Origin of the sequence: Brevundimonas sp. 'scallop' (assembly GCF_011045535.1) — a bacterium.
In the GTDB taxonomy this organism is placed as follows: domain Bacteria; phylum Pseudomonadota; class Alphaproteobacteria; order Caulobacterales; family Caulobacteraceae; genus Brevundimonas; species Brevundimonas vesicularis.
In genome coordinates, this window is sequence record NZ_CP039382.1 from 1441150 (window position 1) to 1455932 (window position 14783).

Consider the following 14783-nt stretch of genomic DNA (forward strand, 5'->3'; position numbering starts at 1 on the left):
CCGTAGAAAAACCATTCGGGCGGGCGAGCGTTACGGATCGTCGCCTGTTTGCGGCGCGCTCCTCCAAGGAAGATCATGCTGAAATTTGTCGTTCCCGGACTGTCGGTCCTGTCGCTGCTGGCTGCCGGCGCGGCGGTTGCTCAAACTCAGGACGGGCCGATCGTGACGGGTAATCGCTCGGGCGAGACCGCCGATGCGTTGAAGACGCGCGAGGCCATCGCCTATGCCCGGCCGTTGCCGCGGGGCGCGCCGAGCGCCGACTATCCGCTGGTGGCCTGGTGCGATGCCCTGGTGACCGGCCATGCCGATCTGGGCGAGACGCTGACGTCGCGCGCGCCGGAGGATATCGAGCTGGTGCGTCTGGGTCGTCTCGAAGCCCAGGATTTCCGCAGCGCCTTGGCCGCCGCCGCGCCGCGCCAATCGGCGGCTTCGAAGGCCGAGGCTGAGCAGGCCGTCGCCGCCGTCAAGGCGCAGTGGGCGCCGTTGATGGCAAACGCTGACGCCGAGGCGCGCAGCCAATCGTTCGGCCTGTTCTTCGGTCTGCCGGGTCGCTGCGAGCACGCCGCGCGCCGCCTGCGCGACCGCATCACCACGCCGCCCGCCACGCTGGAGAGCGTCGGTATCAACTGATCAGTTCGGCGTTTGTCCGATGACAGACGGCGGCTTGAGCCCGGCTCAAGCCGCCGTTTCGCGTTTGGGGGCGTAGGGATCGTAGTTGAGGATGGGGGCAAGCCAGCGCTCGGCGGTGCCGACATCCCAACCCTTGCGGCGGGCGTAATCCTCGACCTGGTCCAGATCGATCTTGCCGACGCCGAAATAGTGGCTGCCGGGATGGCCGAAATAGAGGCCCGACACCGAGGCCGGCGGCGTCATGGCATAGCTCTCGGTCAGGGCCATGCCGGCGTGGTCTTCGGCCTGTAGCAAGCGGAAGAGGGTGGCCTTTTCCGTGTGATCGGGCTGGGCGGGATAGCCCGGGGCAGGGCGGATACCCTGATATTGTTCGGCGATCAGCGCGTCGATGTCGGTCGTCTCGTCGGCGGCATAGCCCCACAGGGTGGTACGAACTTCCTTGTGCAGCCGTTCGGCGAAGGCCTCGGCCAGACGGTCGGCCAGGGCTGTGGCGAGGATGGCGGAATAGTCGTCGCCGGCGTCCTTGAACCGTTTGGCGATTTCCAGCTCGCCGTGACCGGCGGTGACGGCGAAGGCGCCGATATAGTCGTCGCCCTCATCCGCGATGAAGTCGGACAGAGCCAAGTTCGGCTTGCCGTTCGACTTCTTGATCTGCTGGCGCAGCGTGTGGAAACGGGCGATCTCGGCGTCGCGGCCTTCGTCAGCGAAGACGATGACATCGTCACCGTCCGCGCGGGCCGGCCAGAAGCCGACGACGCCTTTGGCCGTGAACCACTTCTCGTCGATGATCCGCTTCAGCATGACTTGCGCGTCGGCGAACAGGTCACGCGCGGCCTCGCCGACGATTTCGTCGTCCAGGATCAGCGGATAGCGGCCGATCAGCTCCCAGCTGGCGAAGAAGGGCGTCCAGTCGATGTGGTCGGCCAGATCCTGCAGGTCCCAGGCGTCGAACGCCTTCACGCCGAGGAAGGACGGCTTGCCAGGCATGGGCTGGGCGGGGTCGATGCGGAAGCGGTTCTCGCGCGCCTGAGCCAGGGTGGCGCGGGCCTTCACCTCCTGGCCGCGGGCATATTGCTCACGGATGCGGATGTATTCGTCGCGGGTGGCGGCCTCGTTCTTTGCGCGCTCGGTCTTGGACAGCAGACCCGAAACGACGCTGACGGCGCGCGACGCGTCGACGACATAGGTGGTCGAGCCCCGGCGATAAGCGGGCTCGATCTTGACCGCCGTATGGGTGCGGCTGGTGGTGGCGCCCCCGATCAGCAGAGGGATGTCGAAGCCGCGCCGCTCCATCTCGGCGCCGACAAAGACCATTTCATCCAGCGACGGCGTGATCAGGCCCGACAGACCGATGATGTCGACGTTGTGAGCCTTGGCCTCGTCCAGGATGCGGTCGGCCGGGACCATGACGCCCAGGTCGATGACCTCGTAGTTGTTACATTGCAGCACGACGCCGACGATGTTCTTGCCGATGTCGTGGACGTCGCCCTTAACGGTGGCCATCAGGATGCGGCCCGCCTGCTCGCGCGGCTTGCCGGCCTTTTCTGCCTCCATGAAGGGCTCCAGCCAGGCGACGGCCTGTTTCATCACGCGGGCGGACTTCACCACCTGCGGCAGGAACATCTTGCCCGATCCGAACAGGTCGCCGACCACGTTCATCCCGTCCATCAACGGGCCTTCGATGACGTGCAGCGGGCGCTCGGACGCCAGGCGCGCCTCCTCGGTGTCGGCCTCGATGAACTCCGTGATGCCGTTGACCAAGGCGTGTTCGATCCGCTTGCCGACCGGCTGTTCGCGCCATTTCAGATCGACGACGCGGGCCTGGCCCTTCTCGCCCTTGTAGCGGGGCGCCATGTCGACCAGCCGCTCGGTGTTCGAGACATTGGTCCGCTGCGGCCGGTTCAGGATCACATCCTCGACTGCCTCGCGCAGTTCGGCGTCGATGTCGTCATAGACCGGCAGGTCGCCGGCGTTGACGATGCCCATGTCCATGCCGGCGTTGATGGCGTGATACAGGAAGACGCTGTGGATCGCGCGGCGCACTGGCTCGTTGCCGCGGAAGCTGAACGAGACGTTCGACACCCCGCCCGAGACGCGGGCATAGGGGAGGGTGCGTTTGATCTCCCGCGTCGCCTCGATGAAGTCGACGGCGTAGTTGTCATGCTCCTCGATCCCCGTCGCCACGGCGAAGATGTTGGGGTCGAAGATGATGTCCTCGGGCGGGAAGCCGACCTCGTTGACCAGAATGTCATAGGCGCGGGTGCAGATTTCGATCTTGCGCGCGGCGGTGTCGGCCTGGCCCACTTCGTCAAAGGCCATGACCACGACGGCGGCGCCGTAGCGCAGGCATTTGATCGCATGGTCACGGAAGGTCTGTTCGCCCTCCTTCATGCTGATCGAGTTGACGATGGGCTTGCCCTGGACGCACTTCAGGCCAGCCTCGATCACTTCCCACTTGGAGCTGTCGATCATCACCGGCACGCGGGCGATGTCGGGTTCGGCCGCGATCAGGTTCAGGAAGGTCCGCATGGCGGCGACGCCGTCCAGCAGGCCTTCGTCCATATTGACATCGATGATCTGGGCGCCGGCCTCGACCTGCTGGCGAGCGACGTCCAGCGCGGCGGAATAGTCGCCCTCGACCACCAGCTTGCGGAATTTGGCCGAGCCGGTGACGTTGGTCCGTTCGCCGACGTTGATGAACACAGGACGCACTTACGCTACCAATTCAAAAGGTTCGAGGCCGCTCAGGCGCAGGGCCACCGGCCGTTCCGGGATGGCGCGGGGCTTGAGCGGCGCGACCTCTTCGGCGACGTGACGAATGTGATCCGGCGTCGTGCCGCAGCAGCCGCCGACGATGTTGACCAGGCCGGAGGCGGCCCATTCCTCGATGAAGTGGGCGGTCTCGTGCGGTTCCTCGTCGTACTGGCCCATGGCGTTGGGAAGGCCGGCGTTCGGGTAGGCGGCGACCAGGGTGTCGGCGACGCGGCTCAGCTCGGCGATGAAGGGCCGCATCAGATCTGCGCCCAGGGCGCAGTTGAAGCCGACGGCGAACGGTTTGGCGTGGCGCACGCTGTTCCAGAAAGCCTCGGCCGTCTGGCCCGACAGGGTGCGGCCCGAGCGGTCGGTGATGGTGCCGCTGATCCAGATCGGCAGGACGTCCATGCCCTCGTCTTCCAGGTCCTTGATCGCCTTGATCGCGGCCTTGCAGTTCAGCGTGTCGGTTATGGTTTCAATCAAATAGAGATCGACCCCGCCTTCATTCAGCGCCTTCACCTGATGGCGATAGGCCTCATAGACCTGGTCGAAGGTCACGCTGCGCGCGCCGGGGTCGTTCACGTCGGACGACATCGAGAGCATCTTGTTCAGTGGGCCGATAGAGCCGGCGGCGAAGCGGGGCTTGTGCGGCTCCTTTTCCGTCCAGCGGTCGGCCGAGGCGCGGGCCAGTTTCGCGCCCTCCAGATTGATGTCCCACACCGCCTGGGCGTCCAGGGCGTAGTCCTCCTGCGCGATGGTGGTGCCCGAGAAGGTGTTGGTTTCTGAGATATCGGCGCCGGCGGCGAAATACTGGTCGTGCAGGTCGGCGATGACATCGGGCCGCGTGATGCAGAGGATGTCGTTGTTCCCCTTCATCTGATGTTTCTCGTCATAGCCGTTGGCGGCGACGAAGCGGTCGGCGCGGAAGTCGGCTTCGTCCAGCCCGCGACGCTGGATCATAACGCCCCAACTGCCGTCGAGGACCAGGATGCGTTCCTTGGCCGCCTGATGCAGGGCGGCGATGCGTTCTGCGCGAGTCATTAGGCTGTCGCCGTCTCGCGCACGCCCAGAACGCGACAGATCGCATAAACCAGGTCGGCGCGGTTCAGGGTGTAGAAGTGGAAGTCCGAGAAGCCCTCTTCCTGCAGGCGTGCGCAGGTCTCGGCGGCGACCGAGGCGGCCAGCAGTTTGCGGGTCTCAGGATCGTCGTCCAGGCCGTCGAAATGCGCCTTCAGCCAGTCGGGAATGCTGGCGCCGCAGGCGCCGCACATCCGCTGAAGACCGGTGAAGTTGGAGACCGGCATGACGCCGGGGATCAGAGGAATGATGACGCCCGCCGCCCGCACCCGGTCGCGGAACCGCAGGAAGGCGTCGATGTCGAAGAAGAACTGGCTGACGGCGCGGGTCGCGCCAGCATCGACCTTGGCCTTCAGCACCTCGATGTCGTGATCGATGGAGGGGCTTTCGGGATGGCGCTCGGGATAGGCGCCGACCGTGACGTCGAAGCCGCCGATGCGGTTGATGGCGGCGGTCAGTTCCGTGGCGTTGGCATAGCCGTCGGCGCGCGGCTGGTAGACGCCGCCGATGCCAGCGCCACCGGGCGGATCGCCGCGCAGCGCCACGATGTGATCGACGCCGATCGCCTTGTAGCCTTCGATGACTTCGTCGACTTCTTCCCGACTGGCCTCGACGCAGGTCAGGTGGGCGGCAGGGCGCAGCGAAGTTTCCGTGATAATGCGCTGGACCGTGCGGTTCGTCCGCTCGCGGGTCGAACCGCCGGCGCCATAGGTGACGGAAACGAAGGCGGGGTTCAGCGGCTCCAGACGGCGGATCGCCTTCCATAGGTTGGCCTCGGCCTCATCGGTCTTGGGTGGAAAGAATTCGAACGAGACGCGCACGGCGTCGCGGTTCGATCCGGCGCGGGCGACGGGGCCAAGCGGCGACAGCAGCAAGGCGCGAGCGTCGGCCAGGTTGAGGGAGGCGGAGGAGGCCATCAGGCGGTCTTTCTGTCCTGGACGCGGCGTTCCGCCGTCCAGATGGTCACGGTCAGGCCCTCGGCGTCGTGGGGCAGGGCGATGGGGGCCGATGGCGTCAGGCCGCCGTCGAGCAGCCAGCCGTTGATCTCGCTGTCGGCGAAGCCCAGGCGGCGATGCTGATGCGCCTCACGCATATGTTCGAAGTCGTGTGGGGCGAAGTCGATGATGACCAGGCGGCCGTTCGGACTGACCAGGCGGGCGGCCTCGGCGACGGCGGCGGATGGATCGGACAGATAGTGCAGCACCTGATGCACGATCACCAGATCGGCGCTGGCGGCAGGCAGGCGAGTGGCGAAGATATCGCCGTGGCGCAGTTCGACCTGCTCCACGCCCGCCTTGGTGACGTTGGCGCGGGCGATGTTCAGCATGTTCTGACTGAGGTCCAGCCCGACCGACATCTTGGCCTTCTTGCCGAACAGGGTCAGCATCCGACCCGAGCCCGTGCCCAGATCGACGACGCGTTCGAAGGGGCCAGGACCCACAGCCTTTTCCAGCGCCGCCTCGACAGCGCTTTCGCTGACGTAGAGCGAACGCAGCCGGTCCCACTGGGGCGCGACCTGTTCGAAATAGCTGGCGGCGGCTTCCTCGCGGTCCTTGCGGACCTCGTCCAGACGCCGATGATCGGCCTCGCCGGCATCCTCGAACAAGATGTCCAGCACCGTGTCGATCAGCCGACGCGCCTGGGCGTCGTGGGATAGACGGTAATAGACGCGGGCGCCGTCGGGAAAGCGCTCGATCAGCCCGGCGTCGGTCATCAACTTCAGATGGCGCGACACCCGAGGTTGGCTCTGGTCCAGAATGCGCGACATTTCCATGACCGACAGCTCTTCGCCCGCCAGCAGCGACAGAAGGCGCAGACGGGTGGGTTCGCCGGCGGCGCGGAGGGCTTCGACAGTCTGATCGGCGGACAAACTCATATACTCATATAAAGATATCCTTATATGATTTGGCAAGCGAAATCGGTTTCTTGGAAATGCATCGGCGGGAATGGTTCGTGCGCGCGTTAAAGCCAGCAGACCCGTTTTGGAGTGATCTTATGCGTAGCCTGTTCATCGCCGCTCTTGCTGTCGCCGCCGCCGGTCCGGCGTTGGCCCAGAGCGACTTTCCTGAGCCTTCGGCCCCTGAAATGTCGGGGCGGCCTATGGGCGGACAGATGCGGCCGCCGGAGCGCGAAAACCTGGCCCAGATGCAGGCGCGCATGACCCAGATGTTCAATCGTCTGGACGCCAATGAAGACGGCGTGGTGGACGCCAGCGAACTGGCCAATGCGCGCGGCGGTCGGATGCTGGCGCGCTTCGACGCCGATGCGGACGGACGCATCACTCGCGAGGAGTTCGACGTGGGTCTCGCCGCCGCCTTCAAGGCGATGGACAAGAACGGCGACGGCGTGGTGACGGCGGACGAGCGGCCGCAGCGTCCCCGCTGAAGTCAGACGACGGGCGTCTTCAGCGGCTCGCCTGCGAAATGCGCCTGCAGATTTTCGATCAGCAGCATCAGCATGCCCTGCACCCCGGCAGTCGTGGCCCCGGCGGTGTGGGGCGTCAGAATGACATTGGGCACGTCGGCCCAGCGGGCTGGGTCTGTCGGCTCTTCGATGAAGACATCCAGGGCCGCCTGACCCAATGTCCCTGACTTCAAGGCGGCGATCAGGGCGTCCTCGTCCACGACCTGACCGCGCGAGACGTTGACCAGCAGGCCGTCGGGGCCAAGCGCCTCGATGATGTCCTGCGAGATCAGGCCGCGATTGGTCTCGTCCGCCTTGCAGGCGACGACCAGGATGTCGCTGGCCTTGGCGAGCGCCAGAAGGTTGTCGGCGCGTGGCCATTCGGCCTCGTGCGGCCGCGGCCCCCACCAACTGACCGCCATTCGGAAAGCCTCGGCGCGGTCGGCGACGGCCTTGCCGATGTGGCCCAAGCCGACGATGCCCAACTTCTCGCCGGCAAGCGACGTCGTGATGGTGCGCGTCTCGAAGGTCCAGCCGCCGGCGCGGACCTGACGGTCGCCCGAGGCGATCTGGCGGCGTGCTGCCAGGATCAGGCCCAGGGCATGATCAGCGACGTCCTCGTGATTGACGCCGGGGGCGTGGGTGACGGGCAGACCGCGCTGGCGGCACCAGTCGATGTCGATCCCGTCATAGCCGGAGGTAAAACAGGCCACGAGGTCGAGGTTCGGCAGGCGTTCGATCAGCGCCTTGTCCAGGGCCGCCTCGCCGGCGACAACCATGACGCGGATGTCGTGGGCGGCCTCGATGGGCGGACCTTCCCAGAAGCGATAGACGTCGTAGGCGCTCTCCAGAAATCCCGAGAGTGGCGCAAGATGCCGCTGCATGATGAGAACGGCGGGGCGTTGGGTCATGCAGCGGCTCCTCTTGTCAGGTCAGGCGATCAGCGGCCGAACTTCTGGTGCTGAATACGCTTGGGTATGATGCTGTCGGCGCCCAGGCGGCGCATCTTGTCCTGTTCGTAGGCTTCGAAGTTGCCCTCGAACCATTCCACATGGCCGTCGCCCTCGAAGGCGAGGATGTGGGTGGCCAGACGGTCAAGGAACCAGCGGTCGTGGGAGATGACCACCGCGCAGCCGGCGAACTCTTCCAGAGCCTCTTCAAGGTTCTGAAGGGTTTCGATGTCCAGGTCGTTGGTCGGTTCGTCGAGCAGGATCAGATTACCGCCCGAGGCCAGGGTCTTGGCCAGGTGGACGCGGTTGCGCTCACCGCCGGACAGCTGGCCGACCTTCTTCTGCTGGTCGCCGCCCTTGAAGTTGAAGCTGCCGACATAGGCGCGGGTGTTGATCTCGCGCTTGCCGACCATCATCACGTCGGTCCCGCCCGAGATGGCCTGCCAGATGGTTTCGTCCGGCTTCAGGTCGTCGCGCGATTGGTCGACATAGGCCAGCTTGACGGTTTCACCGACCTTGATCGTGCCGCCGTCAGGCTTTTCTTGGCCGGTGATCAGCTTGAACATGGTCGACTTGCCGGCGCCGTTCGGGCCGATGACGCCGACGATGCCGTTGGGCGGCAGTTTGAAGGTCAGGTTGTCGAACAGCGTCTTGTCGCCGTAGGTCTTTTGCAGACCCTCGACTTCCAGAACGACGTTACCGAGGCGCGGCCCGGGTGGGATCTGGATGTGGGCGTGCGTCTGGGCGCCGCGCATCGATTCCTGTTCCTCGACCATCCGCTCGTAGGCGGCCAGACGGGCCTTGGACTTGGCCTGACGGGCTTTGGCGCCCGAACGCACCCATTCCAGTTCGCGGGTGAGGGCGCGCTGTCGGGCTTCGGATTCCGACTGCTCCTGCACGACGCGCTTGGTCTTGGCTTCCAGCCACGAGGAATAGTTGCCCTCGTGCGGGTGGCCCTTGCCGCGGTCCAGCTCCAGCGTCCACTTGGTGACGAGGTCCAGGAAGTAGCGGTCGTGGGTCACCAGGATGACGCAGCCGGGGAAATTTTCCAGGTGGTGCTGCAGCCAGGCGACGGATTCGGCGTCCAAGTGGTTGGTCGGTTCGTCGAGCAGCAGCATGTCGGGCTTGGACAGCAGCAGTCGGGCCAAGGCCACGCGGCGCTTTTCACCGCCGGACAGATTGGTGACTTCCCAGTCGTCGGGCGGGCAGCGCAGGGCGCCCATGGCCTGGTCGATGCGGCTGTCGATGTCCCAAACGTCGCCGGCGTCGATCTTTTCCTGAAGGGAGGTCATCTCCTCCATCAGTTCGTCGGTGTAGTTTTCGCCCAGTTCGGCGGCGACTTCGTTGAAGCGGTTGACCCACTGCTTCTCTTCGCACCAGGCCTCGACGTTCTGGCGGACGTTCAGGGCCGGATCGAGTTGGGGCTCCTGTTCCAGATAGCCGCGCTTGATGCCGTCGGCGGCGCGGGCCTCGCCGTTGAACTCGTTGTCCAAGCCAGCCATGATCTTCAGCAGGGTAGACTTACCCGAGCCGTTGACGCCGACGACGCCGATCTTGGCGTCGTTGTAGAAGCTGAGCCAGATGTTCTCGAAGATCTTGCGGCCGCCGGGGAAGGTCTTGGTCAGACCCTGCATCTGGAAAATATATTGCTGCGCCATGAGGTGCGGTGCGCCCTTCGGGTTTCGTCGGATTGGGAGGTTTGGCCGGATGTAGCGATCCTGCGCGAGAAGGGCAAATATGGCGGGCAGGCGGCCGGACGGAACGGCTGTAAAGCTTGTCCGTTGATGACAGTCACACGCCTTGATCCGGCCCGAAACCGGGTGCGGAATGGCGTCATTCTACGCTTGCCAGTCTCGGATGCCCCAGTCTCGGATGCCCATGAAGACCCGATCGATCGTGCTCGCCACCGCCTTCGCCCTGTCGGCGTGCGGCAATCCCTCGAATTCCAAGGCGCAGGAGGGCGAGTTCGCCCAGCCGACACGCACCGCCCCGGCCGATGCGGCGGGGATGAAGTCCAGCTTCGCGCCGGTGGTGCGATCGGCTGCGCCGGCCGTGGTCAATATCTCGGCGCGCAGCGTGCAACGGGTGCAGGCCGATCCCTTCTTCCAGTTCTTTGGCGGCGGTATCCCCCAGGCGCGGGTGGCGGAATCCGTGGGGTCCGGCGTCATCGTCCGTTCGGATGGGATTGTGGTGACTAACAACCACGTCATCGACGGCGCCCAGCAGATCAAGGTCGTGCTGAATGACCGGCGCGAGTTTCCGGCCACCGTCATCCTGGCCGACGAGCGCAGCGATATCGCCGTGCTGAGGCTGGAAAACGTCAGCGACCGCCTGCCGGTGCTGGCCATCGACGATCAGGAAGAGCAACAGGTCGGCGATTTGGTCCTGGCCATCGGCAATCCGTTCGGCGTGGGTCAGACGGTGACGAACGGCATCATCTCGGCCCTGAACCGGACCGAGACCGGCATTTCCGACAGCGGCTCCTTCATCCAGACCGACGCGGCCATCAACCCCGGCAACTCGGGCGGGGCGCTGGTGGACATGGACGGCGACCTGATCGGCATCAACACCGCCATCTTCTCGCGCTCGGGCTCCTCGGCCGGGGTTGGCTTCGCCGTGCCGGCGGCCATGGTCAAGCGGGTCGTCGACAGCGCGCTGGGCGGCGCGACGGCTGTGGTTCGGCCCTGGCTGGGCGTGAAGGGCGACACTGTGACTGGCGATATCGCTGGCAGCCTGGGTCTGAGCCGGCCGCAGGGGCTGGTCGTCACCGACGTCTACGCCAACGGCCCGGCCGCGCGCGCCGGCATTCGTCAGGGCGACGTCATCACCGCCGTCGATGGTCAGGAGATCAACGACCAGAACGGACTGAACTACCGCGTCGGTTCGCGCAATCCGAACGATCAGGTGCAGGTCGCCATCCTGCGCGACGGTCGGGCGCAGACGCTGACCGCGCGGGTGCAGACTCTGCCGGGCGACGCCGATCCGAAGCAGGGGGTGACGATCCAGTCCGGTCCCTTCGCCGGCGCCGAGGTCGTCGCGCTCAGCCCTGCTCTGGCAGACCGACTGGGCGGCGATCCGTTCGCGACGGGCGTCATCGTGACCGGCGTGTCCGGGCGCGGCTATGCGGCGCGCGCGGGCTTCCGCCAGAACGATCTGATCGTCAGCATCAATGGCCGCGCCATCGGCTCGGCCCGCGATGTGGAGGCCGCCAGTTCGGGTCGCGGCCCGTGGGAGGTCGTCGTCAATCGTGGCGGCCGTCAGATCCGCGGCGTGCTGAGATAGGTCGTCACGCCTTCGTCGGCCCGCCGATCGACCAGGTGTGGCCGAATGGGTCGCGCAGGACGCCGTAGCGGTCACCCCAGAACTGATCGGCCATGTCCAGCACAGGTTCCGCGCCGCCGACGGTCATGGCGCGCGTCCACCAGGCGTCGGGATCGGCGACCTGAAGATGCAGGGTGACGCCGGCTGGGCGGACATCCTGCGAGCCGCCGTATTCCGGAAACTCGTCGTTCAACATGACGCTGACGCCGTTGATCCTCAGGTGGGCGTGCATCAGTCGCTCGCCGTCGTCGGCGAGGCGGCGGTCCAACACCTCGGCCCCGAAGGCGATGATGTAGAAATCGATCGCCGCAGAGGCCCCGCGCGACGGGATGGTCAGGTGGGGCGTCACGCCGGAAGTCGGACCCTGGTTGGGCTTGGCGTCGGTCATGAGGGCGGTCTCCGTGTCGGGATGCGATACTAGCGCGTGAAAAGCCGTTGGCGAACGCCTACATAGGTCGCACCCATGAGCGACCTGTTCGAAGCTTCCGGCATTCTGCCCCCCGACGCCCCCTTGGCCGACCGCCTGCGTCCGCGCACGCTGGACGAGGTGGTGGGGCAGGATCATCTGCTAGGGCCAGGCGGGCCGATCCGGCGCATGATCGAGGCCGGGCGGTTGGGATCCATGATCCTGTGGGGACCGCCGGGGACCGGGAAGACCACGATCGCGCGGCTGCTGGCCCAGGCGGCGGGCTATGAATATCAGGCGATCAGCGCAGTCTTCTCCGGCGTCGCGGACCTGAAGAAGGCGTTCGAGGCGGCGCGGATGCGGCGGGCGGCGGGGCAGTCGACCCTGCTGTTCGTCGATGAGATCCACCGCTTCAACCGCGCCCAGCAGGACGGCTTTTTGCCGTTCGTCGAGGCAGGCGTGGTGACCCTGGTCGGGGCCACGACGGAAAACCCCAGCTTCGAGCTGAACGGCGCCTTGCTGTCGCGCAGTCAGGTCTATGTGCTGAAGCGGCTGGACGACGCGGCATTGGATCAGCTGCTGAGCCGGGCCGAGACGCATATGGACCGGACCCTGCCGCTGACGCCGGAGGCCCGGCAGGCGATGCTGGCCCTGGCCGACGGCGACGGGCGGTATCTGCTGACCATGTCGGAGGTGCTTTTCGACCTGCCTGAGGGCGAAAAGCTAGACGTGCAGGGACTGGCCGGCGTGCTTCAGCGTCGGGCTCCCGCCTACGACAAGAGCCGAGAAGAACACTATAACCTCATATCGGCCCTGCATAAATCGGTTCGGGGATCCGACCCCGACGCAGCGCTCTATTGGCTGGCGCGCATGCTGAACGGGGGGGAGGATCCGCTGTATCTGGCGCGGCGGATCGTGCGGATGGCGGTGGAGGACATCGGCGAGGCCGATCCGCTGTCGATCCTGGTCGCCAATGCAGCCAAGGACACCTACGACTTCCTGGGCAGTCCCGAGGGCGAGCTGGCCTTGGCTCAGGCGGTGGTCCACCTGGCCACGGCGCCCAAGTCGGTCGGTGTCTATGAGGCGTTCAAGGCGGCCAAGAAGGCGGCCTATGAGACAGGGTCGCTTATGCCGCCCGCCCATATCCGCAACGCCCCGACCAAGCTGATGAAGTCGCTGGGGTACGGCAAGGGCTATCAATACGACCCCGACACGCCCGAGGGCTTTTCGGGCGCGAACTTCTTTCCCGACGAGATGGACCGTCGCACCTTCTACAAGCCGAAGGGCGAGGGGCACGAAGAGAAGGTCAAGGCGCGTTTGGAGCGCTGGGCCGAGATGCGAGCACGGCTGGCGGCGGACGCGTCCGGCGACTGACTGAACGCTGTTCATTGTCGCCAGTCGATAAGGCGGTTAGCGTTCCGGCCTGACATCCTTGGGAGGGGACGATGATCGAGACAGTGAAAACGCCCCGGCATCTGTGGCTGGTGGGCGTGTTGTCTTTGTTGTGGAACGGGTTCGGAGCGTTCGACTTCATCCAGACTACGACGCGGGGCGAGGCCTACATGCGGGCGGCGGGTTTCGACGACGCCATGGTCGCGTATTACGAGGCCATGCCCGGCTGGATGTATCTGCCGTGGACGCTGGGAGTCTGGGGTGCGGTGATCGGTTCGGTGCTGCTGCTTTTGCGCCGGCGTTGGGCGGTTCCGGCCTTCGGTCTGTCGCTGCTGGGCGCGTTGATCAGCCTGATCTATGGCAAGTTGATCGATCCTCCGCCGCCGGCGCCGCCCGAACTGGCGGCCATGAGCTGGATGCCGATCGTCATCCTGCTGATTGCGGTTCTACTGTTTGGTTATGCGTTCAATATGCGAAAACGCGGCGTGCTGCGCTGATGGGCTGACGTAGGGCGCGCCGTCGCGTATGGACGCGCCGTGACCCGCGTTCCTCCCGATCTTTCATCCGATGATATCGCCGCCCTCCGGTCGTGGGTGATCCACGAGGATGCGCACGTCATCGCCTTCTCAAAGCCGCCGGGGCTGTCCAGCCAGGGCGGGCGGATCAAGGCGCATACGCTGGACGACCTGCTTTGGGCGTTCGCGCGGTCAAACGGCAAGCGGCCGGAGTTGGTGCATCGGCTGGATCGCGACACCTCGGGCGTGATCCTGGCGGCCAAGACCAAGCCGGCGGCCAGTTTTCTGGGCAAGGCGTTGCAGATGCGGCGTTTCAGGAAACAGTATCTGGCCCTGCTGTCGGCCGCGCCTGATCCCAAGGCGGCGACCATCGACGCGCCGTTGCGCCGCGAGGAGATTGGGCGCGAGAGCTATATGCGGGTCGTCACCTTCGACGCGCCGGGCGCGCAAGGGTCGCAGAGCCGCTATCGGACCTTGGCCGCAGGACCTGAAGGGGCCGTGGTCGAGCTGGAGCCGCTGACCGGGCGGATGCATCAGCTGCGTGTGCACATGGCCCATATTGGTCGGCCGTTGATCGGGGACGTGCGCTACGGCGGCGCCCTGACCACGGCGGTCGGGCCGGCGCCGCGCCTGATGCTGCACGCTGCTAAACTGAGCTTTCCGCATCCCGAAGGCGGGACGACGACGGTCGAAGCGCCGCCACCCGAGGATTTCGCGAAGCTGAAGACGGCGCTGGGTCTTTAGGGCGCGGGCGCTTCAGGGAACGCCGTGCGCGCTTTGGCGCTATGTCGTTGAAAGGATACCTCCGATGAAGCGTCTCGCACTCGCCCTGACCGGTCTTTCCGCCCTGGCTCTGACCGCCTGCGCCAGCTTGGCGCCCTATGGCGCACAGATGGGCCCGAACGGGCAGGGGTATTCCGAGCAGCGGATCGAATCCAGCCGCTATCGTGTCACCTACAACGGCGTCGGCGCCGCGGGCCGTGTCGCTGATTGGGCGTTGGTGCGAGCCGCCGACCTGACCACCGAACAAGGCTACGACTGGTTTGAGGTAACGCAGAGCTGGACCGATGGTCGGCCGGGTGGCGCGGGCGGGGTCAGCCCAAGCGTCTCCATCGGCGGCGGCAGCAGCCGGTATGGCGGCTATTCAGCCTCGGGCGTCGGCGTGGGCGTCGGTCTGAACTTCAGCGGACCGCAGCCGACCTCGACGACGCTGGAAGTCGTTTTGGGACGCGGCCAGAAGCCGGATCGTCCGAACGCCTATGACGCGCGCGCGGTCCAGAGCTCCATCCCGCGCTGACCATCGCTTTCGGCGCGGGCGGCGTATATATCGCCGCA

Annotated in this window: 14 protein-coding genes; 7 read left to right on the top strand and 7 right to left on the bottom strand. The window is 65.9% G+C overall.

All coding sequences use genetic code 11. From position 1 onward, the window contains the following. Positions 1 to 75: 75 nt before the first annotated feature. Positions 76 to 630, top strand: a complete 555-nt coding sequence (locus E4341_RS07130; protein ID WP_165116197.1) for a hypothetical protein — start codon at positions 76 to 78, stop codon at positions 628 to 630. 45 nt (positions 631 to 675) lie between these two features. Here E4341_RS07130 and metH read toward each other — a convergent pair whose 3' ends face one another. The 4 genes from metH to E4341_RS07150 are packed head-to-tail and all read right to left on the bottom strand — an operon-like array spanning position 676 to position 6337. Continuing rightward, positions 676 to 3342, bottom strand: coding sequence for a methionine synthase (gene metH / locus E4341_RS07135; protein WP_165116199.1), 2667 nt, complete (start codon positions 3340 to 3342; stop codon positions 676 to 678). Beyond that, entirely contained in the window at positions 3343 to 4425 is a 1083-nt protein-coding gene (locus E4341_RS07140; RefSeq protein WP_165116201.1) for a homocysteine S-methyltransferase family protein, read from the bottom strand. After that, a complete protein-coding gene (metF, locus tag E4341_RS07145) occupies positions 4425 to 5378 on the bottom strand; it encodes a methylenetetrahydrofolate reductase [NAD(P)H] (RefSeq protein WP_165116203.1) in 954 nt (317 codons plus the stop codon). The genes E4341_RS07140 and metF overlap by 1 nt, the downstream gene beginning before the upstream one ends. After that, positions 5378 to 6337 carry a metalloregulator ArsR/SmtB family transcription factor gene (locus E4341_RS07150; protein ID WP_165116205.1) on the bottom strand — a complete coding sequence of 320 codons (960 nt, stop codon included), beginning with the start codon at positions 6335 to 6337 and terminating at the stop codon, positions 5378 to 5380. Before E4341_RS07150 ends, metF begins: the two co-directional genes overlap by 1 nt. A gap of 119 nt (positions 6338 to 6456) precedes the next feature. On the opposite strand from E4341_RS07150, the gene E4341_RS07155 reads away from it, so the two are divergent. Beyond that, positions 6457 to 6846 carry an EF-hand domain-containing protein gene (locus E4341_RS07155; RefSeq protein WP_165116207.1) on the top strand — a complete coding sequence of 130 codons (390 nt, stop codon included), beginning with the start codon at positions 6457 to 6459 and terminating at the stop codon, positions 6844 to 6846. A gap of 2 nt (positions 6847 to 6848) precedes the next feature. Here the strand turns inward: E4341_RS07155 and E4341_RS07160 are convergent, their stop codons facing one another. Continuing rightward, positions 6849 to 7775 (bottom strand): 2-hydroxyacid dehydrogenase, encoded by a 927-nt coding sequence (locus E4341_RS07160; RefSeq protein ID WP_165116209.1) that lies wholly within the window; start codon positions 7773 to 7775, stop codon positions 6849 to 6851. A gap of 29 nt (positions 7776 to 7804) precedes the next feature. Next, complete coding sequence (gene ettA / locus E4341_RS07165) at positions 7805 to 9472, bottom strand: energy-dependent translational throttle protein EttA (protein WP_091747513.1); 1668 nt, start codon at positions 9470 to 9472, stop codon at positions 7805 to 7807. Positions 9473 to 9692: 220 nt separating this feature from the next. Here ettA and E4341_RS07170 point away from each other — a divergent pair, with 220 nt between their 5' ends. Continuing rightward, positions 9693 to 11096: a Do family serine endopeptidase gene (locus tag E4341_RS07170; protein ID WP_165116212.1), complete on the top strand. Its 1404-nt coding sequence runs from the start codon at positions 9693 to 9695 to the stop codon at positions 11094 to 11096. 4 nt (positions 11097 to 11100) lie between these two features. On the opposite strand, the gene E4341_RS07175 is transcribed toward E4341_RS07170, so the two are convergent. Further along, complete coding sequence (locus tag E4341_RS07175; RefSeq protein ID WP_165116214.1) at positions 11101 to 11523, bottom strand: VOC family protein; 423 nt, start codon at positions 11521 to 11523, stop codon at positions 11101 to 11103. A gap of 75 nt (positions 11524 to 11598) precedes the next feature. Between E4341_RS07175 and E4341_RS07180 the strand changes: the two genes are divergently transcribed. The 4 genes from E4341_RS07180 (at position 11599) to E4341_RS07195 (ending at position 14745) form a co-directional block, all read left to right on the top strand. Then, positions 11599 to 12915 (top strand): replication-associated recombination protein A, encoded by a 1317-nt coding sequence (locus E4341_RS07180; RefSeq protein ID WP_165116216.1) that lies wholly within the window; start codon positions 11599 to 11601, stop codon positions 12913 to 12915. Positions 12916 to 12986: 71 nt separating this feature from the next. Further along, positions 12987 to 13430 carry a hypothetical protein gene (locus tag E4341_RS07185; RefSeq protein WP_165116218.1) on the top strand — a complete coding sequence of 148 codons (444 nt, stop codon included), beginning with the start codon at positions 12987 to 12989 and terminating at the stop codon, positions 13428 to 13430. A gap of 39 nt (positions 13431 to 13469) precedes the next feature. Then, positions 13470 to 14192 carry an RluA family pseudouridine synthase gene (locus E4341_RS07190; RefSeq protein ID WP_165116220.1) on the top strand — a complete coding sequence of 241 codons (723 nt, stop codon included), beginning with the start codon at positions 13470 to 13472 and terminating at the stop codon, positions 14190 to 14192. Positions 14193 to 14256: 64 nt separating this feature from the next. Continuing rightward, entirely contained in the window at positions 14257 to 14745 is a 489-nt protein-coding gene (locus tag E4341_RS07195; protein ID WP_165116222.1) for a hypothetical protein, read from the top strand. Positions 14746 to 14783 lie beyond the last annotated feature (38 nt).

What these genes read in the sequence shown, in the direction of transcription:
- E4341_RS07185 (WP_165116218.1), top strand. Translation starts at nt 12,987, where the DNA reads ATGATCGAGACAGTGAAAACGCCCCGGCATCTGTGGCTGGTGGGCGTG.
- metF (WP_165116203.1), bottom strand. Translation starts at nt 5,378, where the DNA reads ATGGCCTCCTCCGCCTCCCTCAACCTGGCCGACGCTCGCGCCTTGCTG.
- E4341_RS07155 (WP_165116207.1), top strand. Translation starts at nt 6,457, where the DNA reads ATGCGTAGCCTGTTCATCGCCGCTCTTGCTGTCGCCGCCGCCGGTCCG.
- E4341_RS07175 (WP_165116214.1), bottom strand. Translation starts at nt 11,523, where the DNA reads ATGACCGACGCCAAGCCCAACCAGGGTCCGACTTCCGGCGTGACGCCC.
- ettA (WP_091747513.1), bottom strand. Translation starts at nt 9,472, where the DNA reads ATGGCGCAGCAATATATTTTCCAGATGCAGGGTCTGACCAAGACCTTC.
- E4341_RS07170 (WP_165116212.1), top strand. Translation starts at nt 9,693, where the DNA reads ATGAAGACCCGATCGATCGTGCTCGCCACCGCCTTCGCCCTGTCGGCG.
- E4341_RS07195 (WP_165116222.1), top strand. Translation starts at nt 14,257, where the DNA reads ATGAAGCGTCTCGCACTCGCCCTGACCGGTCTTTCCGCCCTGGCTCTG.
- E4341_RS07130 (WP_165116197.1), top strand. Translation starts at nt 76, where the DNA reads ATGCTGAAATTTGTCGTTCCCGGACTGTCGGTCCTGTCGCTGCTGGCT.
- E4341_RS07180 (WP_165116216.1), top strand. Translation starts at nt 11,599, where the DNA reads ATGAGCGACCTGTTCGAAGCTTCCGGCATTCTGCCCCCCGACGCCCCC.
- E4341_RS07140 (WP_165116201.1), bottom strand. Translation starts at nt 4,425, where the DNA reads ATGACTCGCGCAGAACGCATCGCCGCCCTGCATCAGGCGGCCAAGGAA.
- E4341_RS07150 (WP_165116205.1), bottom strand. Translation starts at nt 6,337, where the DNA reads ATGAGTTTGTCCGCCGATCAGACTGTCGAAGCCCTCCGCGCCGCCGGC.
- E4341_RS07160 (WP_165116209.1), bottom strand. Translation starts at nt 7,775, where the DNA reads ATGACCCAACGCCCCGCCGTTCTCATCATGCAGCGGCATCTTGCGCCA.